This is a genomic window from Campylobacter sp. CFSAN093241, assembly GCF_012889595.1.
GTDB lineage: Bacteria > Campylobacterota > Campylobacteria > Campylobacterales > Campylobacteraceae > Campylobacter_D > Campylobacter_D jejuni.
In genome coordinates this window covers 1475120-1500102 of sequence record NZ_CP040612.1, presented here as the reverse complement: position 1 = coordinate 1500102, position 24983 = coordinate 1475120, and the positions used below count along the sequence as shown (strand labels likewise).

At 29.5% G+C, this 24983-nt stretch carries 20 protein-coding genes and 3 pseudogenes; 11 read left to right on the top strand and 12 right to left on the bottom strand.

Going from position 1 to position 24983, the window contains the following annotated elements; all coding sequences use genetic code 11:
• Positions 1-23 precede the first annotated feature (23 nt).
• The 3 genes and pseudogenes from FBE96_RS07570 (at position 24) to FBE96_RS07560 (ending at position 2472) form a co-directional block, all read left to right on the top strand.
• Positions 24-1199 carry an MFS transporter gene (locus FBE96_RS07570; protein WP_002873812.1) on the top strand — a complete coding sequence of 392 codons (1176 nt, stop codon included), beginning with the start codon at positions 24-26 and terminating at the stop codon, positions 1197-1199.
• 57 nt (positions 1200-1256) lie between these two features.
• A complete protein-coding gene (locus tag FBE96_RS07565) occupies positions 1257-1676 on the top strand; it encodes a cupin domain-containing protein (protein WP_145599589.1) in 420 nt (139 codons plus the stop codon).
• A 107-nt stretch (positions 1677-1783) separates the two neighbouring features.
• Positions 1784-2472: pseudogene (locus FBE96_RS07560) on the top strand (carboxymuconolactone decarboxylase).
• 77 nt (positions 2473-2549) lie between these two features.
• Here FBE96_RS07560 and FBE96_RS07555 read toward each other — a convergent pair.
• The 6 genes and pseudogenes from FBE96_RS07555 to FBE96_RS07530 all read right to left on the bottom strand — a co-directional run bounded on the left by FBE96_RS07555 (position 2550) and on the right by FBE96_RS07530 (position 11947).
• The gene (locus FBE96_RS07555; RefSeq protein WP_002856292.1) at positions 2550-4034 is read right to left on the bottom strand and encodes a type I restriction-modification system subunit M; all 1485 of its coding nucleotides are present in this window, start codon (positions 4032-4034) and stop codon (positions 2550-2552) included.
• A pseudogene (locus tag FBE96_RS07550) lies at positions 4035-5104 on the bottom strand (Fic family protein). It abuts the gene before it with no gap.
• A 119-nt stretch (positions 5105-5223) separates the two neighbouring features.
• Positions 5224-6411, bottom strand: a complete 1188-nt coding sequence (locus tag FBE96_RS07545) for a restriction endonuclease subunit S (RefSeq protein ID WP_041160302.1) — start codon at positions 6409-6411, stop codon at positions 5224-5226.
• Positions 6401-9274 (bottom strand): hypothetical protein, encoded by a 2874-nt coding sequence (locus FBE96_RS07540; RefSeq protein ID WP_145599590.1) that lies wholly within the window; start codon positions 9272-9274, stop codon positions 6401-6403. The genes FBE96_RS07545 and FBE96_RS07540 overlap by 11 nt, the downstream gene beginning before the upstream one ends.
• Before the next feature lie 179 nt (positions 9275-9453).
• Entirely contained in the window at positions 9454-9627 is a 174-nt protein-coding gene (locus FBE96_RS07535; RefSeq protein ID WP_153564691.1) for a hypothetical protein, read from the bottom strand.
• A 10-nt stretch (positions 9628-9637) separates the two neighbouring features.
• Positions 9638-11947 carry a type I restriction endonuclease subunit R gene (locus tag FBE96_RS07530; RefSeq protein WP_145599591.1) on the bottom strand — a complete coding sequence of 770 codons (2310 nt, stop codon included), beginning with the start codon at positions 11945-11947 and terminating at the stop codon, positions 9638-9640.
• 135 nt (positions 11948-12082) lie between these two features.
• Between FBE96_RS07530 and FBE96_RS07525 the strand changes: the two genes are divergently transcribed.
• Positions 12083-13162: an NAD(P)-dependent alcohol dehydrogenase gene (locus FBE96_RS07525; protein ID WP_145599592.1), complete on the top strand. Its 1080-nt coding sequence runs from the start codon at positions 12083-12085 to the stop codon at positions 13160-13162.
• A gap of 1 nt (position 13163) precedes the next feature.
• On the opposite strand, the pseudogene FBE96_RS07520 reads toward FBE96_RS07525, so the two are convergent.
• A pseudogene (locus FBE96_RS07520) lies at positions 13164-13612 on the bottom strand (lipocalin family protein).
• Complete coding sequence (locus FBE96_RS07515) at positions 13600-13947, bottom strand: helix-turn-helix domain-containing protein (RefSeq protein ID WP_002872145.1); 348 nt, start codon at positions 13945-13947, stop codon at positions 13600-13602. The pseudogene FBE96_RS07520 and the gene FBE96_RS07515 overlap by 13 nt, the downstream one beginning before the upstream one ends.
• Positions 13948-14046: 99 nt before the next feature.
• Between FBE96_RS07515 and FBE96_RS07510 the strand changes: the two genes are divergently transcribed.
• On the top strand, positions 14047-14625 hold the full coding sequence (locus FBE96_RS07510) for an NAD(P)H-dependent oxidoreductase (protein ID WP_002851227.1): 579 nt from the start codon (positions 14047-14049) through the stop codon (positions 14623-14625).
• A 32-nt stretch (positions 14626-14657) separates the two neighbouring features.
• Positions 14658-15554 (top strand): DMT family transporter, encoded by an 897-nt coding sequence (locus FBE96_RS07505; protein ID WP_002872144.1) that lies wholly within the window; start codon positions 14658-14660, stop codon positions 15552-15554.
• Here FBE96_RS07505 and FBE96_RS07500 read toward each other — a convergent pair.
• The 4 genes from FBE96_RS07500 to tupA form a co-directional block, all read right to left on the bottom strand.
• Complete coding sequence (locus FBE96_RS07500) at positions 15551-16516, bottom strand: biotin-dependent carboxyltransferase family protein (RefSeq protein WP_002872143.1); 966 nt, start codon at positions 16514-16516, stop codon at positions 15551-15553. The two genes, FBE96_RS07505 and FBE96_RS07500, sit on opposite strands and share 4 nt — an antisense overlap.
• Positions 16497-17237: a 5-oxoprolinase subunit PxpB gene (gene pxpB, locus FBE96_RS07495; RefSeq protein WP_002872142.1), complete on the bottom strand. Its 741-nt coding sequence runs from the start codon at positions 17235-17237 to the stop codon at positions 16497-16499. Before pxpB ends, FBE96_RS07500 begins: the two co-directional genes overlap by 20 nt.
• A gap of 9 nt (positions 17238-17246) precedes the next feature.
• Positions 17247-18014: a LamB/YcsF family protein gene (locus tag FBE96_RS07490; protein WP_002872141.1), complete on the bottom strand. Its 768-nt coding sequence runs from the start codon at positions 18012-18014 to the stop codon at positions 17247-17249.
• 141 nt (positions 18015-18155) lie between these two features.
• Positions 18156-18965 carry a tungstate ABC transporter substrate-binding protein TupA gene (tupA, locus tag FBE96_RS07485; protein WP_002868369.1) on the bottom strand — a complete coding sequence of 270 codons (810 nt, stop codon included), beginning with the start codon at positions 18963-18965 and terminating at the stop codon, positions 18156-18158.
• Between the two features lie 78 nt (positions 18966-19043).
• Here tupA and tupB point away from each other — a divergent pair, with 78 nt between their 5' ends.
• From tupB to FBE96_RS07460, 5 genes are all read left to right on the top strand, one after another.
• The gene (tupB, locus tag FBE96_RS07480; RefSeq protein WP_002874119.1) at positions 19044-19730 is read left to right on the top strand and encodes a tungstate ABC transporter permease TupB; all 687 of its coding nucleotides are present in this window, start codon (positions 19044-19046) and stop codon (positions 19728-19730) included.
• 1 nt (position 19731) lies between these two features.
• Complete coding sequence (gene tupC / locus FBE96_RS07475; protein WP_002868367.1) at positions 19732-20727, top strand: tungstate ABC transporter ATP-binding protein TupC; 996 nt, start codon at positions 19732-19734, stop codon at positions 20725-20727.
• A gap of 137 nt (positions 20728-20864) precedes the next feature.
• Positions 20865-22838 (top strand): acetate--CoA ligase, encoded by a 1974-nt coding sequence (acs, locus tag FBE96_RS07470; RefSeq protein ID WP_002906250.1) that lies wholly within the window; start codon positions 20865-20867, stop codon positions 22836-22838.
• Between the two features lie 80 nt (positions 22839-22918).
• Complete coding sequence (gene galU, locus FBE96_RS07465; RefSeq protein ID WP_002871129.1) at positions 22919-23743, top strand: UTP--glucose-1-phosphate uridylyltransferase GalU; 825 nt, start codon at positions 22919-22921, stop codon at positions 23741-23743.
• The gene (locus tag FBE96_RS07460) at positions 23737-24957 is read left to right on the top strand and encodes a glucose-6-phosphate isomerase (RefSeq protein WP_002906252.1); all 1221 of its coding nucleotides are present in this window, start codon (positions 23737-23739) and stop codon (positions 24955-24957) included. The genes galU and FBE96_RS07460 overlap by 7 nt, the downstream gene beginning before the upstream one ends.
• The last annotated feature ends 26 nt before the right edge of the window (positions 24958-24983 follow it).

The following is a 24983-nucleotide window of genomic DNA, read 5'->3' as shown; positions in this document are numbered from 1 at the left end:
AAAATATTAATTGAAAGGATAAAATGAAAAATTTAAATAAAGCTTCAAATGCTCAAATTATTCTAGTATTTTGTTTAGGGGTATTTGGGATTTTGAGCACAGAACTAGGGATGATGGGTATAATTCCTATTGTTTCTCAAAATTTCAGTGTAAGTATTTCAGATGCGGGTTGGTGTGTGAGTATTTTTGCACTCGTGATAACTTTTTGCGCCCCTATTGTCCCGCTACTTTGTGCAAATTTCAATCCTAAAAAACTTATGCTTATTTGTTTAGCTGTGTTTATCTTAAGCTCGTTAACTTCCGCTTTTGTGGGTGAATTTTGGCAATTGCTTATTTTAAGAGCTATTCCTGCTTTTTTTCATCCTATTTATATAGCTCTTGCTCTAAGTATGGTTACAAATTTGGTCGAAGATAAGAAAGAAATTCCAAAAGCTACAGCTAAGATTTTTGCAGCAGTTAGTGCTGGAATGGTTTTGGGTGTACCTATGACTAGTTATTTTGGTGGAAATTTTAGTTTTAAAATGGCAATGTTATTTTTTGTATTTTTAAATACCTTATCTTTTATAGCAACTTTATTTTTTGTTCCTGATTTTAAAAAAGTAAATTCTGTAAAAATAAGCAAACAATTGCTTATTTTAAGATACCCGCTTTTATGGATTAGCATACTTTGTGTTATTTGTATAAATGCTGGAATTTGGGGTTTTTACTCTTATTTTTCTGATTTCTTACATAGTGTAGGAAAGATGAATTTTACTTTAATTAGTATTGTATTGGCTATTTATGGTTTTTCAAATATTATAGGCAATTATATAGCCGGAAAGACCCTTGTTAAAAACGCAAATTTTACTTTGATTTTAACACCTTTAATTATGATAGGATTTTATATTTTACTTTTTAGTTTTTATAGTGAAATTATACTTATAATATTTGCCTTTATATTAGGAATTTTAGTAGGTGTGATGAATAACGGCACGCATTTTATGATAAGTTATCCCTTTCCAAAGGCTGCTAATTTTAGCAATGGACTTTTTATAAGCGTGGCCAATATAGGATTAAGCACCGGAACTGCTATTTGTGGACTTGTGATTTCTTTGAGCGATACGCGTTATATTATCGTAAATACTATTGTTTTGTTGATTTTAGGAATTATCATGATTTTTGTAAGAAGTAGGATAGAAAAAATGAAATTAAGATTTTAAATTTTTACTTGACTTAGAGTAGCTCTCATGTTTTATAATACTAAAAAAGGAGGTAAAATGCAAGAATTAGAAAAAGCAGGAATTCATGGAAGTTTTAAAGGTGATAGTAAATTTTTTAGCAAAAATGTAAAAGTTTCTATGATGTTTAAATCAAATGAGTGGAGAAATTTTAGTGGGGCTTTAGTTGAATTTGAAGTCAGTGCTAGAAGTGCATGGCATACTCATCCTCAAGGACAAACCTTAATCGTAACAGAGGGTGAAATCATCACAAAAGTTCCAGGCCAAAAAGCCTTTATAGCTAAAAAAGGCGATGCGATAAGCTGTCCTATAGGAGTAAAGCATTTTCATGGTGCAACTAATACAAGTAGTGGAGCACACATAGCACTTACAGGCGAGAAAGAGGGTAAAAATGTAGAATGGCTTGAGCTTGTTAGCGATGAAGAATATGAAAATGCCTTAAAAGAAGCAAGAGAGTAAAGAAATTTGTAAATAAAACATAAAAATTTTATAAAAACTTTTATGTTTTTTTGGAGTATTTTAAATGCTCTTTTTTATAAACTTTAAAAATCACAAAGGATAAAACCATGCAATTAAGACAAAAAGCAAGAGAAATTTTTGAAAAACTCTTAGGAGAAGTAAAAAAGGATCAACTTTTTGCAAGTGATAAAGAGTATTTTATCAATCACATAAATTTTACTTTTGGCGAGAGTTTTGTAAAAGCAAATTTGGATACACAAAAATATTTTTTAATCGCCCTTGCTTCTACTTTAGCAGTAGGTGGAAAAATAGAGTTTAAAGCTTTACTTCAAGGTGCAATCAAGAACGATATAAGTCCTATTGTCATTAAAGAAGTGATTTATCAAGCTACGCCTTATGTGGGTTTTTCTAGAGTATGTGATTTTTTAAGTCTTTGTAATAAAGTATTTGAAAAACTAAATATCGCCTTAGTTTTAACTCCACAAGGCACTACTACGCAAGAAAATCGCAAAATAAAAGGCAGGGAAATACAAAATGCTATTTTTAGTGAAGCCAATATCACTAAAATGATAGAAACTACACCAGAAGATAAAGCTTTTATAAATGATTTTTTGAGTGCGAATTGTTTTGGAGACTACGTGGGCTAGACAATCAAGTAAAAGCTCACATACAAGGCAATCTTAACATGGGGCAAAGTAGAAAAGATTTGCTAAATATCATTGCAGCTCTTATTCCATATATCGGTTATCCAAAAGCTTTAAATGCCCTAAATTTGCTTGATGATATTAAAAAGTAGAATGCAAGCAATAAATATTTATTGTAAATTGAGCTTAGAAGTTATTTGTAAATTAGTTTTTATCAAAAAACTTGCAATCATTTTAGTATGCTTTTAAGCTCATTTAAATATTTTTGTTGTGTTTTTAGATTTTCTTCTAAAGAATTTAAAATCTCTTCGCTAGTTCTTAGGATTTTTTCTTCTTTTACATTTGGATTTTTAGCACTTAGATCATAGTTTCTTTCTTCAAGCTCTTTTTTGCTAACAAGCCAAGAATTAGCAGTGATTTTTCTTTCTTTGTAGCATTTTAGAAATTCTTTAAAATGTGCGTATTCTAAAGGCTTATTTTTAGTAAGTTTATAAGGCGGTATAAGTTCGTAGTAATAAACTCCATCGCCTTCACAAATACATTTTTTACCTTTAGAGAAAAAAAGCACATTAGTCTTAACAGCACTATAAGGCAAAAATACCCCACTTGGCAAACTCAAAACGCATTCTAAATTAAAATCATCTAGTAAATCTTTTTTTACACTCACAAAGGCATTTGAATTTTGAAAAAGCACACCTTCAGGCACAATGATCGCACATCTTCCGTTGTTTTTTAAAGATTTTAAAATATGCTGTAAAAATAAAAGTTCAGTAGCATTTGATTTTATAGGAAAATTTTCTTGAATTTGTTCTTTTTCTTTGCCACCAAAAGGTGGATTTGCAAGTATTACTTCGTATTTATCTTTTTCTGTTATATCTGTTATTTTTTTACTTAAAGTATTTGTTTTTATGATATTTGGACTTGAAATTTCATGAAGTATCATATTCATAACGCCCATTGCATAGCTAAGCGGAGTTTTTTCTTTACCAAAAAGAGCATCATTTTTTAAAAATTCAAGCTCTTCTACGCTTAAATTTGCTTTTTTGCCTTTGGTTCTGTCTTTATATAAAATATGTAAAAAACTCTCAACTAAAAATCCACAACTACCACAAGAAGGATCATAAATTCTTTCTTTTGGTTTAGGATCTATTACTTCCACCATAGTCTTTATCAAAGGACGAGGGGTGTAAAATTCTCCACTATTTCCACCATCGCTACCCATATCTTTTAGAAGTTTTTCATAAACTTCACCTAAGGCAAATACTTCATCTTCTTTATTAAAACTAATCTCATCAATGATATTTATCACTTCTCTTAAAGTATGTCCATTTGCTATGCGATTGTCTATAAATTCAAAAATTCCACCGATTTTATACTCTATACTTTTAAAATCATCATTATTTTTAAAATTTTTAAGATAAGGAAAAAGCTCTTTATTTACGAATTCAAGCAAATCCGATCCACTTAAAGCATTTTTTACATCAAGTTTGCCATCTTTTTTAGGCGCTGCCCAAACACTCCAGCTAAATTTTTCTTGCAAAATGCTTTTATAATCTTTGCCATCTAAAAACGCTAAATCTTTTAAATTTGTCTCATAATCATCTAAAAATTTTAAAAAAAGTATCCAGCCAATCTGCTCTGTATAGTGCATAGCACCACTTATGCCATCATCTCTTCTTAGAATATCTGTGATTTTATCGATTTTATTTTGCATTTAAAAAATTCCTTTTCTAAAAAGTCTTAAAAGTTCTATATTTATATAATAATTACTTCTACCCATTTTAATACACTCTAATATTCCTAAATTTTCACAAATTTTAAGATATTTTGAAGCACTTTGTCTTGAAATGTCTAATTTTTTTATTAAAAAATCTATCTTTGTATAAGGATGAGAAAACAAAAGCTCCACAAAATCTTTACTATAAAAATTCGTTTTATTTTGTAAAATTTCACCTACATTAGACATCATTTTTTCTATCTTAATAATAGTTTCAATAGTTTTTACAGCGGTTTGCTCTATGCCTTTAAGTATGTATTCTATCCACTTTAAAATATCCCCTTCATCACGCACTTTTTGTAAAAGCTTATAATACTCATCTTTACTTTTTACTATGTAAGCACTAAGATATAAAATAGGAAAATCTAAAAGTCCTTTATATACTAAATAAAGTATATTTATAATCCTACCCGTTCTGTCATTGCCATCATAAAAAGGATGAATGCTTTCAAATTGATAATGTATAATTGCTATCTTTACTAAAAAATCAAATTCATCTAAACTATCATCGTTAATGTATAGTTCTAAATTTCCCATAAGTTCTTGTATATTATTAGGATTTTGGGGTGGTATGTGTTTGATTTCTCCTGTAATAGGATTTTTAAGCATAGTTCCACTTTGTTTTCTAAAACCTGCATTATTTCTTTCTAATCTTTTTTGAATTTCTAAAATATGTGCATTTCTTAATAACTGCTCTTTTTTTAATAACTCATATCCTTTTTTCAAAGCACTTTCATAATCTTTCACTTCTTTTGCTGCTCTTGTGAGTTTGTTTTCATCAACTCGTGATAAAAAAGTTCATCATGTGTTGTGATGATATTTTCTATCTCACTCGAATCTTTTGCTTCTTGCAAAATCAAAGCATTGATTAAAATACTTGGATTTGGTATGCTTTTACTAAGTCCATTTAACTCTGCTAATTTTCTAGAAGCTTTAATGATAAGACTATAAATATTTGCATTTAATTCTATATTTAAAGGCAATTTTTGAGGTATAAATTCTTTCATAATTTTCCAATATGTTAATTTTTTCTAAAAATTTTAACATTATAAAAAAATATGTTAAAAAAATCAAAAATTTTTAACATATTAAGCCAATGTGTTAAAATTTGGTAAATTTTTTAACATTATAATTCTCCCTTAAAAGCTTTATTAAGCAAGGATTGCTTAAGCTCTTCATAATCTTTTAGTTCTTTAGTGTAAAGCTCTTTTAAAGCCTTTGTCTTTTCAAAGACAAAATCTAAATGCTTTGCGATTTGCTCTTGCTCTTTGAGTGGGGGTAGGGGGATTTGTAGGGATTTAAATTTTGGTATAGTAAGTTGCGGAATACTAGAACCTTCACCTTTTGCTATAAAAAAATTCAAACAAAAATATAAATAATGTAAGCATAATATATTTTCACAAGGAATTAAAGAAATAAGCCTTACAATAGGAAAATAAGGTTCTTTTCTAATGCAAACAAAACCTATTGTTCCTCTAGCAGATATAGTTAAAGAAGGTTTTATAATGGTAGCTTTATCTGTATATCCAACTAAACCATTATTATTTACACCATTTGCATAAACAGGGATTTGATTTTTGGCAGTTTTACTTTCTGTGCAGTTTTTTGGCTTATCTCCACCCGCAGAAATATTTTCGCTAATCTCTTCTAAGCTTTTCCATTCCCAGCCTTGTGGGAGTTTATAGTTTTCTTTAGCATTGTCTTTTAATGGATTGAAAGCTTTTTGCAAGGCGCTTTGCATTAACTCATCTAAATTTAGCAAATCTTGCTCTAAAATTTTAATACTCTCATCTATATTTGCAAAACTCTCATCTAAAATCCTCACTATCCTTTCTTGCTCTTTTATGTCTTTTGGATAAATAATTTCAAGTTTAGAAAATTCAGTCTTATTTAAAATAGCTAAAGTTGTTTGGGGTGCTTTTGAAAATAATATAGATTGAAATTTAGAAGATATGCAATAATAATAAATATACTCGGCAATTATATTTTTGTGAGGGATAATTGCATTTATTTGCTGATTGCAACTCCCAATAACTCTAGTTAATGCTACTTTACCCAAAGAACCTATACAAACTACAAGGATTGTTTTAGGCGGAAGCTGTCTAGCTTTATCAAAGCCTAGTTTTGATAGATTATCCCCAGCATTTTCTAAAAAATACCCTTGCTCGAAATCACTCGGCTTAAAAAATGGATAATCTTTTCCATAAAAATCTAAATTACTTTTACTAGGTGTTGAACCCGTAACAATTTCACTTATCTCGCTAAGCGTTTTAACTTTCCAACCCTGCGGTAAATTCGTCATTTTATTTTGCATTATCATTTTCTTCTATTAGATTTAACAATAATTCTATATTATGCTTTACATAATCATTTTTTGGAAAATTAATTTTGGGATATAAAACTTCATAAGTATTTTTATAATATTGTTTTAATTTATCCAAAAAACCATATTTGTTTATAATTTGAATTATTTTCTTGTCATGATTTGAAATATTATAGCTAGAAATATTTTTATATAAGCAAGTGGCGTTTATATTGTATGCCATATATTCACCAAAAACATAAAAATATTTTTTTGAATCCAGCAAAATAGCTTTATCAATATAATCTTTTTCTTCAATTAATAAAGACATGGCATTACTTACTATTTGTGGAGCATTTATTTCTTCTGCTAAATATCCAAAAAATCTATCTTCGGTTATTAGTTGATATTGATTTATGCAACAAATGCTAAAAATGCCTATTTCTCGTTTTAAGCTAATAGGAATATCTTCTAAATTACTTATTGGATATTTGGTATCATCTATAATTTGTTTTAAATCTACTAATTTTAATATATGTTCTAATTTTTCCTTTACCTTGGAGTTATCTATTTTTGAAAGTCCATTAGAACTTAAAGAATAAATTTCTTTATTTTTTGAGTTTTCTATATTTTGAATTTTATTTTGTATTTCAAGAATAATGCTTTTTGGTATAAAAATATTTTTTCTTTGTAAAACAATATCTAGTTTATTAATATGCTGCAATAATACAATAGAAGAAAAAGTTAATATTTTACTTCCACTATAAGGAATGCAATTATTTGAGTGAAAATTAATATCTTCATCTTCTATAAGCATAGGAATTAATTCTATATAATCAAGCCCTAAACTATTTTTTAGATGAAATAGGTAGCAATTTTGATTATTAAATTGCCAAATAAGCTTTTTTCTTTCTTGTTCTATGGGAAAAGTTATATTATTAAATACCTCCCTAAAAAACTCTAAAGGATTGTTGTTATCTATGTTAATTTTAGAAACATTAGGAAGATTTTTTTGACTTATTATCGTGCAATAGATATCGAAAAATATTGAGTACTTGATATAATTATCATCTTTTAGTTTTAAATCAAATTCAAAACTATCTATTATACTGATATAATTATAAGAAGGATCAATTTTATTATAATAACTCTTACTTATGTATGCTTGTCCTGTATTTTTATCGTATAAAATTGTATCTTGGACTATATTATTATTTGTAATATATTTATTATATATTTCACAAATACAATTGACAGTTTCTTGATCTAAATTATTTATAGGACACTCTAAAAGTTGCTTATTTAATTTAAAAATTATATCTGTATCTATCTTTTTATAAAATAGCAAAGAACAGTATAACAATTGAATAAGTTCTATTAATTTTAGATTATCAAGATCGGCTTTTAAATAATTGATAGCTTTTGTGAGTAAATCATTATCAAGAATTTCTTTATTATCATCATAATATTTTTGCAAAATAGCTAATGTGTGTTTAGATAGAATTGTTTTATCTAAATTTTTATCACTCCAAAGATCTTGCGTAATCTTTACGCTTTTTTTATATTCACCGCAATTTAAATATATACTAGATATTTCTTTTTGATATAAAGTTTGATCTATATTTTTGATAAAATTTTCGAATTGATTTATATTAATATTATTATAAAAATAAGATAAAGCTAATTCGACTAATCCATTATATTTATCTTTAAATTTTAAAATTATATCTGTCCAAGAATTAAAATTTTGCTCTTGAAAAAACAATATTATATCTTTTATAAACTCGCAACTTAAAGTTATGTCTAGCTTAGAATATAATTTTTCTAATTCATCATTTGAAGCTATTTTTTTTAATTTTAAATTTAAAAAATAATACACTATGTTGGATTCTGATTTATTTGCTATAAAATGTTTTATTTCCTGCGTTATTTCAAATTTCTTATCGAGACAAATTTTTATAAAATAAAATATTAAGTTATGCTCATCTAATAATTTATAATTGCTAGATAAGAAGCTATGTGCCTTTTTATCTTTATGGATATCACAATATGTAATATAGTCATACATTAATTTAAAATCTTTAGTTTCTAAAATTTTATCTTGTATTATATTGTGATCTATATCATTTTTTACAATATCAATATATGAAAAATAAAAATGGTTAAAAAGTTCATCTTTATTATTCATGTAAAATTCTATAAATTTATCATTTTCTTCAAATGATAATAAAATTTCACAATAATTATATTTAATATACTTTTGATAATCAAACCCAAAATATTGCAGATTGTCATTTTTTATAATATTTTCCAAGATATCTTGATAATTTTTTATATAGTTTTTATTTTTTAAAATACTTATATTGTATTTTCTAGTAAAAAATTTTTCAATTTCATACAGCGTTTCTAAAATAATTTTTTTCTGCAAAAAATTAAGTTTATTGTCTTGTATAAGTGTTTCACATAATTCTATAAACAATAATGCATCATTTTCATTTTGTTCTTTAAAAAAAGATTGTGCGTATAAATTTGCTTTTAAAAATTCACTCTTTTCTTTTTCTTTTAACTTGTCAAATAATTTTTTTGCTTGTTTTATATCTCCTGTATTTAATGCATACATAAAATCAAAATACTCATTAGATCTATTTGTTTGTTTTTCTATTAAAAAATATTGTTTTATCTCGTTAAATTTGTTTGGATCTTTTTCATGCATACACAATGATAATTGAGTTTCTTTAAAAGAAATATCGATAAAATTCTTATATTCTTTTTCAAGATAATATAAATTTTCTTTAGTTTTTTTATAATTACATAAGTCAAAATAATATTTTGCTTCATTTACTAACAATAAGTAATTATTTTTTTTATCACTCAAATTATCTCGTTTATATTCTTTTAGTATTTCAAAAGATTTTTTAAATTCCCCATTATAAAAATAATCTTCATTCTGTTTAATGAAAGAAATTATATTAGAATTAAAATGATTATGGTTTTCTTGTTTTATACTACCAAAGTTAAGAAAACTAAATAATTTAAAACCAAACATTCTTTTAATCACTTATTTGAATTTTCTTGTTTTATACTACCAAAGTTAAGAAAACTAGATAGTTTTAAACTAACTTTATTTATATTTTTTCTAGTTTTTTTATTAAATCTTAAATATAAAGCAAAACAACTACCAACAAATCCTCCGACTAACCCACTAATAATTGAAATCAATATATCCATTTTCTCTCCTTTAATTTAAATAAATCTCCCTTTGTAAATCATCAAAGCTTTGTTTTAGAATTTCTAAGCCACCAAATTCATCGGCCAATTCTCTTACATTGCCTAAAGAACTAAGTTCTATAAGTGGTTTTAAGCCATCATCAAAATCTTTTATGCCGTATTGCTGATATCTACCGAGTAAAAATTCTATAAATTTTATAGCCTTTTCTTTTTGAAAGCGTTTTAAAAACTCACCATTTTCTACTTGTAAAACACGCTCTTGCCTTGTTTTTATCTCGGCATTAAAGCTTAAATGCGCTAAAACATCGTATATATCACAATCTTTTTGAAAAATTTCTCTTAGATCTTTTAAAGCATCTTCATCTACTCCATCATTTGCAAGGGCTTTTAAAAATCTTTCTCTATTTTTTTGATCACTCCAAATTTCACGCAATTTTGCTTCATCATCATAATACTCACCAAGCTTTCCTATCAAAAATTCCAAAAACTCCTTAGTGCTAAGTGGCTTACCTTGTGCTCCTACATAAGTAGTTGTGATATCTAAAACCTTAAGTTTTGTGCCTTTTAAGTGTATGGTTACGCTCTTTTTTTCTTTGCTTTCTTCTTTTGTTTGTTTTATATGCTCTTTAGTGATTTTTTCTTTTTCATCTTGCTCTTTTAATTCTTCTATTTTTTCACCATCCCATTTTGGATCATAAAAAAGCTTAGTCGCACCGACAAAATCAAGTATGGTAAAAAAGTCTTTGCCTTCATAAACCCTAGTGCCACGCCCGATAATTTGCTTAAATTCCACCATAGAACCTATATTTGCTAGCAATACTATATTTCGCACATTTTTTGCATCCACTCCAGTTGTGAGCATTTTAGAGCTAGTAAGTATGACAGGATAGCTTTTATCATTATCTTGAAACAATTTTAGATAATCAAGCCCTATTTTACCTTCATTACTCGTAACTCTTACACAATAATCATCTCTTTTAACACTTTTATATTTATCTATAGCTCTTTTTACTTCATTTGCATGAGCTTGATTTACACAAAAAATTATGGTTTTATCCATAGGATTTATAAGCTCTAAAATTTTCTTAGCGATAAAGTCATTATAGTTTGGTAAAAAGATATTTCTTTCAAACTCACTTTGTTTATAAAAGCCTTTTTCAAGCTCACCTTGTATCAAATCATCAGGATTGTAAGTATAACCATCACTCAAAGTTGTTTTTATGAGTTTGACTTTATAAGGGGTTAAAAATCCATCTTCAATACCACTTTTAAGACTATAATCATAAACACTCTCACCAAAATACTCATAAGTGTCTATATTTTCTTCTTTTTTTGGAGTAGCGGTTAAACCAAGCTGAGTCGCATAAGAAAAATACTCAAGCACAGCTCTCCAGCTTCCTTCTTCGTTTGCTCCACCTCTGTGGCACTCATCTATGATGATAAGATCAAAAAAATCTTTTGGGTATTGTAGATAAAATTTGCTCTCTTGTTCTTCTTGGGTATTTTCTTGATCTTTAGAATTTGCAGCTAGACTTTGATAAATTCCAAAGAAAACATTTGCGTTGGTGATGATTTTTCCATCATTTTTTCTAATCTCTTCTGCGCTGATTACTTTACAATCGCTTTCTACTGCGTTAAATTCTCCCAAAGCTTGATCTCTTAAGCTCACTCTATCGCATAAAAACAATATTTTAGGTTTTTGGTCTTTGTTTTCTTTATTCCATCTTGCTTCAAGCAAACGATAACACAAAGCAAAAGCTATAGTCGTCTTACCTGTGCCGGTAGCAAGGGTAAGTAAAATTCTATCTTTACCATTGATTAAAGCTTCTATGACTTTATCTACGGCTATTTTTTGGTAGTATCTTAATGTTTTTTGAGGTATGTATAATTCTCTTTGAGTTAAAAGTTTGTATTGCCATTCTTTTAAATTTCCATAAACTCTTTGAAAAAGTTCGTTAGGGCTTGGAAAATTTTCTATATACTCACCCCTTGAAACCCTTAAATCATACTCATAAATTTTATCGCCATTAGTGCTATAAACAAAAGGCACATTTAAAGTTTTAGCGTATTCTATACCTTGAGATAAGCCATCTAAGGCGTCTTTGTTTTGTTTTTTAGCTTCTATGATGGCAAGATTGTTATTTTGAAATTTGAGCAAATAATCTGCAAATTTTCTTTCAGCTCTTTTGTTGCCTATGAGTTTGCGTCCATCGGTAAAATAATAATTCCTTATGATATTTTCTTCTTTCCAAGAACTAGCATAAAGCTTTGTGTCTATAAGTTTAACTCTTGTATCATCTTCTGAATATAAATTTTGCATTTTTACCCCAAAGTGAAATTAAATTTTGTAATTATAACATTTATAATAATTTTTTTAAAAAAATTTAATTTCCCTCTTGACTTAGAGCTACTCTAATGTTTTATAATTTCAAAAATCAAAAAATAAGGAGAGAAAATGGACTCTAAAATCTTTTTAGAAAATGGTCGCATTCAAAGCAAGGGCTATGCAATGCTTAGCAAGGATGCGAAATTCACAGCCTTTGAATTTAGCCGCCACGCTATTGGTGATAATGATATTTTGATTAAAATCCTATATGCAGGTATTTGTCATAGCGACATCCACACTGCAAGAAGCGAGTGGGGAGAAGCTGTGTATCCTTGTGTGCCAGGGCATGAGATAGCAGGAGAAGTGATCGCAGTGGGTAAAAATGTGAGCAAATTTAAAGTAGGGGATTATGCAGGGGTTGGCTGTATGGTAAATTCATGCGGAGAATGCGAAGCATGCAAAAAATCCCAAGAGCAATTTTGCGAAAAAGGACAAACCATCTATACTTACAATAGCTGCGATATTTTTCATGATAATGAAAACACCTATGGAGGCTACTCAAACAACATAGTCGTAAGTGAAAAATTTGCTGTTTGTGTGCCAAAAAATGCACCGATGGAAAAAGTCGCGCCTTTGCTTTGTGCAGGAATTACCACTTATTCTCCGCTTAAATTTTCAAACATTAAAGCTGGCTCAAGCGTAGCGGTAGCGGGATTTGGCGGACTTGGTATGATGGCGGTTAAATATGCTGTGAAAATGGGTGCAAAAGTAAGTGTTTTTGCTAGAAATGAAAACAAAAAAGCCGATGCTTTGGCTATGGGTGTAAGCTCATTTTACACAAGCACTGATAAAAACGCTGTAAAAGAACGTTTTGATTTAATCATCTCAACCATTCCAACGCCTTATAATCCTGCTATTTATTTGGATTTGCTTAAATTTGGTGGCGAAATGGCTATAGTTGGCTTACCGCCTGTGGAAGATAAGGTAAATATAGGCATAAACGAGCTTGTGCATAAAGCAGGTAAAAAGGTTTATGGCTCGCTAATTGGCGGTATTGCTGAAACTCAAGAAATGCTTGATTTTTCTTTAAAACACGGAATTTATCCAGAAACCGAGCTTATTACCCCACAAGAAATCGATAAGGCTTATGAAAATCTAACCTCAGGAAAGGCTAAATTTCGCTATGTCATTGATATGACAAAAGAATAATTTAATACTTATCAAAAACCACATCGCTAATGTCAAATCCCCTTTGCTTAGCGATGTTTAAAAGCTCTTTTATATTTTTTTCATCTATTATATTTCTTGCTAAAATCCAAAGATATTTTTTATCAGGACTACCCACAATGGCAACTTTATACTCGCTATCAACAAAAATGATTTCATAATTTACTTTATTAAAAAGGTTCATAAAGATGTTAAATCTCACTGCTAATTGCCTATTTGAAACGATTTTTGCCTTACCCTTTATACTTGAAATTTCATTTTTTTACTGCAAAAATTCTCAATCTCTACATAAGGAATGCCATTTTTGTATTTAAGCTCGTATTTTACCTTTGAATTTAGGCAAGATTTTTGAAAAAAGGCCGGTTTTCTAGCCATTTCAAGCCATTCTCCCATATAATTTTGCAAAGAAAGTTCGCCAATTAATTCAAGCATTTTTTCCCTTTTTTGTCTTTCTTGCCCCATTTGCTCATAGCTTGTAAAATGGGAATTAAACTTTGTCCACGTTTGGATAAGCTATATTCTACCTTGGGTGGAATTTGAGCGTATTCTTTTCTGATAATTAAACCATCGTTTTCTAGTTCTCTTAAGGTATTGGTTAAAGTTTTAAAAGATATGGAGCTTAAAAAGCGTTTGAGTTCATTATAACGCATGATTTCATAGCGAAATAAGCAGTATAAAATACTCATTTTATATTTTCCATTAATTAATGCTAGAGTATAGTTAAATCCACATTCTTCGAAATTGCACGGAGAATTCTCTTTAGTCATTTAACATTCCTTTAGTATAGTATATTACTTTATTTTCTGTATTGAAAATGATATTATGCTAAGTTATAATTGTATCATAAAATTTAAAAAAGGATAAAAATGAAAAATATACTCTTACTTAATGGCGCTAAAGAATTTGGAAATTCAAAAGGACAACTTAATTTGACATTGCATAATCATGCTTTAGAAATTTTAAAAACACTAGGATACGAAGTAGATCAAACTCACATAGATCAAGGATATGATCCTAAAGAAGAGATACAAAAATTTATAAAAGCTGATGCTGTGATCTATCAAATGCCAGCTTGGTGGATGGGGGAGCCTTGGATAGTTAAAAAATATATCGATGAAGTGTTTGGTTTGGGTGCTGGAGTGCTTTTTAAAAATGATGGAAGAACTCATGAAAATCCTAGTAAAAACTACGGAAAAGGTGGTTTAGATCATGGTAAAAAATACATGTTTTCTCTCACTTGGAATGCACCTCTTGAAGCCTTTAATGATAAAAATGAATTTTTTGAAGGAAAGGGTGTAGATATGGTGTATTGGCATTTGCATAAGGCTCATGAATTTATAGGTATGAAAGCTTTACCAACTTTTATGTGTAATGATGTGGTAAAAAATCCTCAAGTGGAAAAATATCTAAACGAGTATGAACTACACTTGAAAAAAATTTTTTAAAAAATTTGACTTAAAAATTTCAAGGTGTAACATTGACTCGAACAAAGTATTTGTATATCTTGCTTGTTATTGCTATGTTTTTATGGGGCTCATCTTGGCCAACATCTAAGATTTTAGCAAATTATACGGATACTTCTATTATTACCTTTTGGCGTTTTTTCTTTGTTGTATTGGGTTCATTTTTTGTTTTAAACTTCTTAAAAATTCCTCTTAAAATCGAAAAAACTGCCTTAAAATGGGTATTGATAGCAGGAGTTTTAAATGGGCTTTATGCCTTTGTATTTTTTATCGCTATAAAGCACGGCTTGGCAGGCAAAGGAGGAGTTTTAGTAACCACTATGATTCCTATTTTTTCTTATTTGATATTTATGATAGCGATATTTTTTCAAAAAAACAAAAAATCAACTCACAAGATCACAAAGAGTGAAATTCTAGGCTTATTTTTAGGTTTATTATCTGGATTTTGTTTGCTAAATTTAGGGAGTTTAGAAGATTTATTTGGTAAATTTAATATTTTATTTTTAACTTGTTCTTTTATTTGGGCTTTGATGGCAGTGTTTAATCATAAAGCCAAAGGAGCTCACCCTTTGGCGATTAACTTTTATATTAATCTCATTTCTGTTTTAATGTTTTCTTGGGTATTGTTTGATGTAAAAAGTTATGAAATTTTTCATTTTAAATTTAAATTTTGGATCAGTATGTTTGTCGTGGCTTTTTTATCAACTATTATAGGAACTAGTATTTATTATTACGGGATTCACATTTTAGGAAGCGTTAAGGCAAATTCTTTTGTTTTAATCACTCCTGCTAGTGCTTTAATTTGCAGTTATTTTATACTAGACGAGGTGCCAAATGCACTTACCTTGTTAGGTTGTGCCTTAGCTATAGGTGCTATATATTTTATCAATATTTATGGTAAAAAAGCTTAGATTAAATTTTCAAAATCAAGATTGATTTTTTGATCCATAGCTTTAAATTTCATTTCTCTTTGTTTATAAAGTTCTAAGGCTTCTTGCATGCTAATGCTTTGAAATTTAAAGCTAGAACCTAACTTAGCTTGTGCGAGTAAGCTTAGATCATTTTCTATAACCGTGGCTATTTTTGTATAGCCTCCTGTGCTTTGTCTTCCTGCCATTAAAATGATAGGAATACCATTTTTTGGCACTTGTATACTTCCAAAAACCGCAGGATCTGAGATGATATCTGCTGAGTTTTTATGCTCTATACTTTCACTAGATTCTGCATAAATTGCCATTCTATCGCTTTTTAAACCTACTTTATAAGTAGTATTTAAAAAGGTTTCTATGCCTTTTTGGGTAAAAGCATCTTCATTTGTTCCTAAAATAACGCGTATAATAGGCTCTTTAGGGCTTTTAAAAAGAGGATTTTCACATTCTCTAGCTTCTAAATTAAAAGGTATAAAAGTATTATGAGTATTTAAAATATCATCTTTTTGCAAAGCTCTTCCTTCAAAAACTCCAGCTCCCATTTTAGCATCACTGGATTTAGAGTTTAAAAAACTTTTTACTTCAAAGCCACCCGCTACGCATAAATACCCACGAAAACCTATTTTTGCTAAATCAAGTTCTAAAATATCGCCTTTATTTGCTTGATATACTTTGCAAGTTTTGATTTTTTGATTATCAAGCTTTGCCTCAAATTCAGCTCCACTTAAAACAAAATAATTCTCATCTAAAAATTCGTATTTTCCACCCTTTAAACAAAGCTCAATTCCTGCTTCATCTTGTTTGTTTCCAAGCAAGATATTTGCCATTCTTAAAGCATCTTCATCCATAGCTCCACTTCTTGCTATGCCAAATTTAGCAAATTTTTTTCTACCAAAGTCTTGCAAACTTGAATTTATAGATGCTTCAATGATTTTTATACTCATAAATTTCCTTTTGATAGACTTTTTTAGCAACTTGCTCTTGGATCTCAAAAAATTCATCTTTTGAAATGGCTTTAAATTTTAAAAACATACCCGCTTTTAAAAGAGTGGGATTTTTTTCATCTTCTTTATCAAAAAATTCCAAAGGTGTTCTAGCAATGATTTGCCAACCCCCTGGACTTGATATGGGATAAACTCCTGTTTGTTTATCGGCTATACCTACACTTCCAGCTTCTATTTTTGCTCTAGGGCTTGAAAGGCGTGGGGTAAAAAGTCTTTCATCTAAACCTCCAAGATAAGGAAAACCTGCCATAAAACCTAGCATAAAAACAAGATAATAAGGTTTAGTGTGAAGAGATATAAGCTCTTCTTTTGAAATTTGATTGTGTTTGCACACAAATTCTAAATCCAGCCCAAATTCTTCATCATAACAAAGTGGAACTTCTATACAAAGACTTGAGTTTTGCTCCGTAAGTTTGATATCCTTTTTAATTTTTTCCAAAAAATCAAGCAAAGAATTTAAAGAAAGCACGCAAGGATTAAAGTATATCAACAAACTTGCATAAGTACTTACCAACTCATCAATACCATAAATTTCACCTTCTTTTAGGGCTTTTTGTATCCTTTGTTCTGTGCTTAAAACATAGGCATTGATTTGAGGTGAAATTTCTTGCTCAAAACGCAAAAGCAAAGCTTTACTTCCACTAAAATGCACACTAAACATTGCTAAAACTTATATAAAATTTTCCAAAGCACAAATTTGAATTTGCTCTTTTTTTAAATTTTCTTTGATTTTTTTAACAAATTCTAAAGCTTTTGCATTATCCCCATGAACACAAATACTATCGGCTTTTAAATCAATTTCTTTGCCATTTATGCTTGTAACTTTGCTTTCTTTTATCATTTTTATCACGCGTTTGATAGCTAAATTTTCATCGTGTATTAACGCCCCTTCTAATTTTCTTGAAACTAAAGTGCCATCATCATTATAGGCACGATCTGCAAAAACTTCATTAGCATATCTTAAACCCTTTTTCTTAGCTGCTTCATTCATAGCAGAATTACCAAGCCCTAGAAAAATAATATTTTCATCAAAACTCGCCACTGCCTCACAAAGTGCTAAGGCTAAATTTTCATCAATAGCTGCCATATTATAAAGCGCCCCATGGGCTTTAAAATGCTGTATTTTCATACCTTTTGCCTTAGCAAAGCCAAATAAAGCTCCTAGTTGATACAAGGCATAGTTTTTAGCCTCTTCAAAGCTTATTTGCATATTGCGTCTTCCAAAACCCAAAAGATCAGGATAAGATGGATGTGCTCCTATGCAAACACCATTTTGCTTGGCTAAATTTAAGGTTTCATCCATCACACAAGGATCACCCGCATGAAAGCCACAAGCGACATTTACTGAACTTACAAATTTTAAAATTTCTTCATCCATTCCCATTTTATAGGCGCCAAAACTTTCCCCTAAATCACTATTTAAATCCACTTTGAACATTATTTGACCTTGTATATTTAATTATTGATTTTATTATATCTAAAGAAGAATTTTAAATAAGCTAAAAGTTTTGAAAAATAAATAAAAAAGTTACAATAAGTAAAAAATGATATTTTAAGCAGGTTAAAACCTGCTTAATTTTTAGTCTTTTCTTGTTTTTGCATCAATTACAAATAAAGGTTTATTAAGAAGTTTAAAATCAGCAATGAAATTTAAAGTCTTATCACTTGTTACCCATTTGATAAATTTACTAGCTTCTGTATAATTTACATTTTTACAATGCTTAGGATTTGTCGCTATAACAGAATAAAAATTTTTAAGACTATCATCGCCTTCATTTACAATGACTAAGTTTGGTTTGCCTTTTTCATTGGCTTCATATTTGATATAAGTACCACGATCGGTTAAAATCACACCTTTTTTTTCTTCAGCGATTTTAATGCTTGCTAACATACCTTGTCCGCTTTGTTGATACCAGCTTTGCTTTTCAGGAACACCGCCAAGATTTTTCCAAAGGCTTTTTTCTTTATTGTCAGTGCCTGATTTATCGCCTCTTGAGATGAAAGTAAGCTTTTCATTTTTGATAAGTTCTAAGCTTTCTTTTAAATTTTTACCTTTAAATTTAGAAGCTAAAGATTTATCTGCGATGATGATAAAATCATTATACATCACAGGAGTTCTATCTACACCAAAGCCTTTTTTCATAAATTCTTTTTCAGCCTTTGGAGAATGCACAAAAAGCACATCAGCATTGCAATCTTCACCCATTTTTAAAGCCGCACCTGTTCCTACGGCAACCCATTTTAAGGTATTGCCACTTTCTTTTTTATAAAGAGGTTTTAGAGCATCTAAAAGTCCTGTATTGTCAGTGCTTGTTGTAGTTGCCATTTTAAGTTCTGCTGCACTTGCACTTAAAGCTAAAGCAAGGGCTAAAGAAATGATTTTTTTCATTTTTTTTCCTTATAAATTTACATAAAAAAATATTTTAGCATAATTATGCTAAAATTACTTATTTTAAAAAGGATATTTTTGGATTATATTTTTGATGGTTTTAAACAGGCTTTATTTTTACTTTTCAATGCTGATGAAAGCGTAATTTCAGCTATAAAAACTACACTTTTAAGCTCAAGTATTTCTATAGTTTTAGCTTTGCTTATAGGTTTTCCTTTGGGATTTATCTTAGGTTTTTTTGATTTTAAATTCAAATACTTTATAAAACTTATCATAGATACTAGCCTTTCTTTTCCAACAGTTGCAGTAGGACTTATACTTTATGCACTGATTTCAAGTCGAGGACCTTTGGGAGAATTTGGATTGCTTTTTACTATAAAGGCTTTAATTTTAGGGCAGTTTATCTTAGCGCTTCCTATAGTGATCGCACTTTTTTCAAATTTGATAGAAAATATGAATAAAAAACATTTTTTACTTATAAAATCTTTTCACCTAAGTCCTTTAAAACTTGTTTTAACGATGATTTATGAATTACGCTTTGCTTTGATTAGCGTCGTTGCACTAGCTTATGGACGCATTGTAGCAGAAGTAGGAGTAGCGATGATAGTAGGTGGAAATATCAAATACGATACTAGAACCATAACCACAGCTATTTCTCTTGAAACAAACAAAGGCGAATTTGCTAGCGGTATAGCTTTGGCTTTGGTTTTAATTCTCATTGCCTTTTGTTTAAATTTCATCACGCACAAACTCAAAAGAACATAAAATGATAGAAATTTCTAATCTTTTTTTCAACTATCAAAACAAAGAAGTTTTAAAAATCAAAAATTTAAAACTTGATACAAGTAAAATTAGCATCTTAATGGGAGCGAATGGAAGTGGAAAATCTACATTTTTAAGAATATTAAAATTTTTAGAAGGAGATTTTTCAAAAAATATTTCTTATTTTGGAAATTTTAAACCTAATAATAAGCAAAAGCGTGAAATTTATTTGCTTTTTCCAGAGCCTATTTTGTTAAATCGTAGTGTAAGGGCAAATTTTTTATTTACCTTAAAAACTTACGGGATTAAAGAAGATATTGAAGAACGCATAAAAGAAAGTTTGATGTTTTTAAATTTAGATGAAAGTCTTTTAAGTAAACATCCTAATGAACTTTCATCAGGACAAAGTCAAAAAATAGCTTTTGCTATAGCTTTAAGCGTAAGAGCGAAGTATTATTTACTTGATGAACCAAGTGCTTTTTTGGATAAAAATACTACACTTTTATTTAAAAAAACTATTCTTAAAATGCATGAAAATTTCAATACAGGTTTTTTAATCGCAAGTCATGATAAACATTTTTTAGATTCTTTGGCGCAAAAAAAACTTTATTTGCACAGTGGAGAAATTTTAGAATTTGAAAATACTAATGTTTTTGAACTAGAAAATCAAGGTGTGAAATTTTGTAATTTTATAGATTTTAGTAATTGTAAAAAATATAAAGATTTTAAAAAACCTCCAAGCAAAATTGCTATTGATCCTTATAAAATTTCTTTTTTTAATTCTAAAAATATTCCAAAAAATAATTATGATTTTATTTTAGAAAAATGTTATATTATAGCACTTAGAAGTAGGAAAAGTGATGTTTTTATAAGGGTAAGTTGTATGGATAAAATTTTAGAATTTGCCTTGGAAAAACAAGAATTTTTAAGATTCGATTTAAAATTATACGAAGAACTTAGTCTTTATTTTTATGAAGATGCAATATGTTTCTTAAATTAACATACATTATAAAATTTAAATAAAATATTACAAATATTCCCATTTTTTATAAAATTTATCTTAATTATTTTTTAAATTTGTATTTAATACAAATAAACTCTTATATAATGTTTAAAAACAACCATAAAGGAGTTTTTATGCTTAATCAAAATAATCAAGAGCTTTTTAAGCCAAGTAAAGAATTTTCTCGTAATGCTCGTATAAAAAATTTATGTGAATACTATGATTTATGCGATGAAGCCAAGGAAGATTTTGAAGGTTTTTGGAAAAGACAAGCATTTGAGAAGATTGAGTGGTTTTCGCCTTTTTCAAGAGTGCTAAATGAGGATAAAGCTCCATTTTATAAATGGTTTGAAGGTGGAACTTTAAATGTAAGTTATCAATGTCTTGATCGTCATATGAAAACAAGACGCAATAAAGCTGCTTTGATTTTTGAAGGTGAAATGGGGGATTATGAAGTTTATACTTATAGAAGATTATTGCATGAAACTTGCAAGGCGGCCAATTTGCTTAAAAAATTCGGAGTAAAAAAAGGCGATAGGGTTGTAATTTATATGCCTATGATTCCAGAAACAGCTATAGTAATGTTAGCTTGTGCAAGGATTGGGGCTATTCATAGTGTAGTATTTGGAGGGTTTTCTCCTGAAGCCTTAAGAGATAGAATTATAGATGCAGGAGCTAAACTTGTAGTAACGGCTGATGGTGCTTTTCGTCGTGGCAAACCTTATATGTTAAAACCTGCAGTAGATAAGGCTTTAAGTGAAGGGTGTGAAAGTGTAGAAAAAGTACTTATAGTTATACGCAATAATGAGCCTATAGAATATATTAAAGGAAGGGACTATGTTTATAACGAACTTGTGAAAAATGAGTCTTATAAGTGTGAACCCGAAATTATGGATAGTGAGGATTTGTTGTTTTTGCTTTACACTTCAGGATCAACGGGCAAGCCAAAAGGAGTTATGCATGCAAGTGCAGGATATATACTTTGGGCACAAATGACTATGGAATGGGTTTTTGATATTAAAGATTATGATAATTATTGGTGTAGTGCTGATGTGGGTTGGATTACAGGACATACTTATGTAGTTTATGGGCCTTTAGCATGTGGGGCAACGACTATAATGCATGAAGGAACTCCTACTTATCCAAATTCTGGGCGTTGGTGGAGAATGATAGAAGAGTATCAAATAAGCAAATTCTACACTTCGCCAACTGCCATAAGAATGCTTCATGCTGATGCACCTAATGAGCCAAGAAAATATGATTTAAGTACGCTTGAAGTGCTTGGAACGGTTGGAGAGCCTATCAATCCTAGTGCTTGGAAGTGGTTTTATGATGAAATAGGGGGAACTAAAAGTCCTATAGTCGATACTTGGTGGCAAACAGAAACAGGTGGGCATATGATCACGCCTTTACCAGGCGCCACTCCTTTAAAACCAGGTTGTGCCACCTTGCCTTTGCCAGGGATTTTTGCGGAAGTTATTGATGAAGAAGGCAATAAAAAAGATGAAGGTGAAGATGGGTTGCTTTGTATAACTAAACCTTGGCCTTCGATGATTCGTGGAATTTGGGGCAATGATGAACGCTATATAGAAAGTTATTTTTCTCAAGCTAAAAAAGATGGAAAAGCTGTATATTTTAGTGGCGATGGTGCTTTTTATGATAAAAATGGTTATATTACCATCACAGGAAGAACAGATGATGTGGTTAATGTTGCAGGACATCGTATAGGAACGGCTGAAATTGAAAGCGCTATTGCTAAACATCCAAGTGTAGCAGAATCAGCTGTAGTGAGTATTTTGGATGCGATTAAGGGCGAGTCACTGTTTGCTTTTGTGGTTTTAAGTCCTACATCCAGTTGTGATCTTGGCGGAGCTATAGAAACTTTAAAAGAACTTAATGACATTTTAAGAGTAGAGATAGGACCTATAGCTAAAATAGAAAAAATTCTTTATACTCCAGGTTTGCCAAAAACTAGAAGTGGTAAAATAATGAGAAGAATTTTAAGAACTATAGCAAGAGGTGAAGAAATCAAACAGGATATTTCAACGCTCGAAGATTCTGGAGTAGTAGAAACCATTGTTAAATTAGCTAAGGCAGAGTTTGAATAACAAGGCAAAAAGAACTTTGCCTTGTTCATAAAAATTCATAAAAATAAGCTATAATGATAAAAAAATAAAAGGAAATTTTTATGCTTCAAACTTGTATTTTCCCTGCGGCAGGTTATGGGACAAGATTTTTACCTGCAACAAAAACTTTACCTAAAGAGATGTTACCTATCTTAACCAAACCTTTGATCCATTATGGGGTTGATGAAGCTTTGGAAGCAGGAATGGAAAATATGGGCTTTGTCACAGGGCGTGGAAAAAGAGCTTTGGAGGATTATTTTGATATTTCTTATGAACTTGAGCATCAAATTTCAGGTACAAAAAAAGAATACTTACTTGATGAAATTCGCTCTTTGATCAATCGTTGCACCTTTACTTTTACAAGACAAAATCAAATGAAAGGCTTAGGTGATGCGGTTTTAAAAGGTAAGCCTTTAGTTGGCGATGAAGCTTTTGGCGTAATTTTGGCTGATGATTTGTGTGTTAATGAAGAAGGCTTAAATGTTATGGCTCAAATGGTAAAAATTTATGAAAAATATCGCTGCACCATCATAGCTGTGATGGAAGTACCAAAAGAACAAGTTTCAAACTATGGAGTAATTTCTGGAAATTTTGTAGAAGAAAATCTTATTATGGTTAATTCTATGATAGAAAAACCAAGTCCTGATGAAGCTCCAAGTAATCTTGCTATCATAGGAAGATATATTTTAACTCCTGATATTTTTGGAATTTTAGAAAATACTAAAGCAGGAAAAAATGGCGAAATTCAACTTACCGACGCGCTTTTAACTCAAGCAACCAATGGTATGGTTTTAGCTTATAAATTTCAAGGGAAACGCTTTGATTGTGGAAGCGTAGAAGGCTTTGTAGAGGCGACAAATTATTTTTACGAGAAAAGTAAATGTTAAACAATATACTTTTTTTTAAGCAAAGTGAAATTCACACTATAAGTTCTTATGCAAATCGTATTAATGATGAGGTAAAAAGTGGAGATGTAGGGTATTATCATCTTATTGACACAAGTTTGAATTTAATCGATGAGAGCTTGAAATTTATTCAAGATAAAGAATATGTAAAAAATATCGTTTTAGTGGGAATGGGAGGTTCAAGTTGCGGTGTAAAAGCCTTGCGCGATATGCTTTTTAATGAAAAAAGTAACCAAAGAGAGCTTTTTATACTCGATAACACAAGCTCACATTCTTTTAATAAGACTTTGGAAAAAATCAAGCTTGAAGAAAGTTTGTTTTTAATCATCAGTAAAACAGGTAGCACTATAGAAGTCGTATCACTTTTTAAACTTCTTATTGAACATTTTAAACTTGATATGCAAGAATTAAAAAAATACTTTGTTTTTATTACTGATAAGGATTCAAAACTTCATAAAGAAGGTGAAAATTTAGCTATTAAATGCTTTTTTATCCCTGCAAATGTAGGAGGTCGTTTTAGCATACTTTCAGCCGTGGGTATAGTTCCACTTTGTTTTTGTGGCTATAATGCCAAAGCTCTTTTAGAAGGAGCTAAAGCTTGTTTTGAAGATTTTTTTACTCGCAAAAAAGATGAAATTTTACAAAAGGCTTATCATTATTGCACACACAAAAATGCCAATATCAATGTGCTTTTTTCATATAGTGATGCTTTTAAAGGCTTTAATGAATGGTATATCCAGCTTATTGCTGAAAGTTTAGGTAAAAAGCAAGGCTATAAACGCATAGGTTTAACTCCTATTGCACTCATTGGAGCAAGAGATCAGCATAGTTTTTTACAACTCATCATGGATGGACCTAAAAATAAAACTGTAACTTTTTTAAAAATCAAAGACGCTCAAAAAGCACCTATTATCCCTGATATTCATTTTAAATTTTTAGATTCTTTAAGTAATAAAGTCAATCTTCACGAACTTTTAAACGCTCAATGTGATGCAACTATGCACGCTTTAATCGCTGAAAATTTGAGTGTTGATGTGATAGAACTTGAAAAACTTGACGCTTGGCATGCGGGATATTTGATGTATTATTATGAACTTTTTACTTCAACTTGCGGTGTTATGCTAGGGATTAACACCTATGATCAACCTGGTGTGGAAGTTGGAAAGTTGATCTTAAAAAATATATTAAATTCTTAATCAAAATTCATTAAAAAAGAGTATAA

What these genes read in the sequence shown, in the direction of transcription:
- FBE96_RS07570 (WP_002873812.1), top strand. Translation starts at nt 24, where the DNA reads ATGAAAAATTTAAATAAAGCTTCAAATGCTCAAATTATTCTAGTATTT.
- FBE96_RS07565 (WP_145599589.1), top strand. Translation starts at nt 1,257, where the DNA reads ATGCAAGAATTAGAAAAAGCAGGAATTCATGGAAGTTTTAAAGGTGAT.
- FBE96_RS07555 (WP_002856292.1), bottom strand. Translation starts at nt 4,034, where the DNA reads ATGCAAAATAAAATCGATAAAATCACAGATATTCTAAGAAGAGATGAT.
- FBE96_RS07545 (WP_041160302.1), bottom strand. Translation starts at nt 6,411, where the DNA reads ATGCAAAATAAAATGACGAATTTACCGCAGGGTTGGAAAGTTAAAACG.
- FBE96_RS07535 (WP_153564691.1), bottom strand. Translation starts at nt 9,627, where the DNA reads ATGGATATATTGATTTCAATTATTAGTGGGTTAGTCGGAGGATTTGTT.
- FBE96_RS07530 (WP_145599591.1), bottom strand. Translation starts at nt 11,947, where the DNA reads ATGCAAAATTTATATTCAGAAGATGATACAAGAGTTAAACTTATAGAC.
- FBE96_RS07525 (WP_145599592.1), top strand. Translation starts at nt 12,083, where the DNA reads ATGGACTCTAAAATCTTTTTAGAAAATGGTCGCATTCAAAGCAAGGGC.
- FBE96_RS07515 (WP_002872145.1), bottom strand. Translation starts at nt 13,947, where the DNA reads ATGACTAAAGAGAATTCTCCGTGCAATTTCGAAGAATGTGGATTTAAC.
- FBE96_RS07510 (WP_002851227.1), top strand. Translation starts at nt 14,047, where the DNA reads ATGAAAAATATACTCTTACTTAATGGCGCTAAAGAATTTGGAAATTCA.
- FBE96_RS07500 (WP_002872143.1), bottom strand. Translation starts at nt 16,516, where the DNA reads ATGAGTATAAAAATCATTGAAGCATCTATAAATTCAAGTTTGCAAGAC.
- pxpB (WP_002872142.1), bottom strand. Translation starts at nt 17,237, where the DNA reads ATGTTTAGTGTGCATTTTAGTGGAAGTAAAGCTTTGCTTTTGCGTTTT.
- FBE96_RS07490 (WP_002872141.1), bottom strand. Translation starts at nt 18,014, where the DNA reads ATGTTCAAAGTGGATTTAAATAGTGATTTAGGGGAAAGTTTTGGCGCC.
- tupA (WP_002868369.1), bottom strand. Translation starts at nt 18,965, where the DNA reads ATGAAAAAAATCATTTCTTTAGCCCTTGCTTTAGCTTTAAGTGCAAGT.
- tupC (WP_002868367.1), top strand. Translation starts at nt 19,732, where the DNA reads ATGATAGAAATTTCTAATCTTTTTTTCAACTATCAAAACAAAGAAGTT.
- acs (WP_002906250.1), top strand. Translation starts at nt 20,865, where the DNA reads ATGCTTAATCAAAATAATCAAGAGCTTTTTAAGCCAAGTAAAGAATTT.
- galU (WP_002871129.1), top strand. Translation starts at nt 22,919, where the DNA reads ATGCTTCAAACTTGTATTTTCCCTGCGGCAGGTTATGGGACAAGATTT.
- FBE96_RS07460 (WP_002906252.1), top strand. Translation starts at nt 23,737, where the DNA reads ATGTTAAACAATATACTTTTTTTTAAGCAAAGTGAAATTCACACTATA.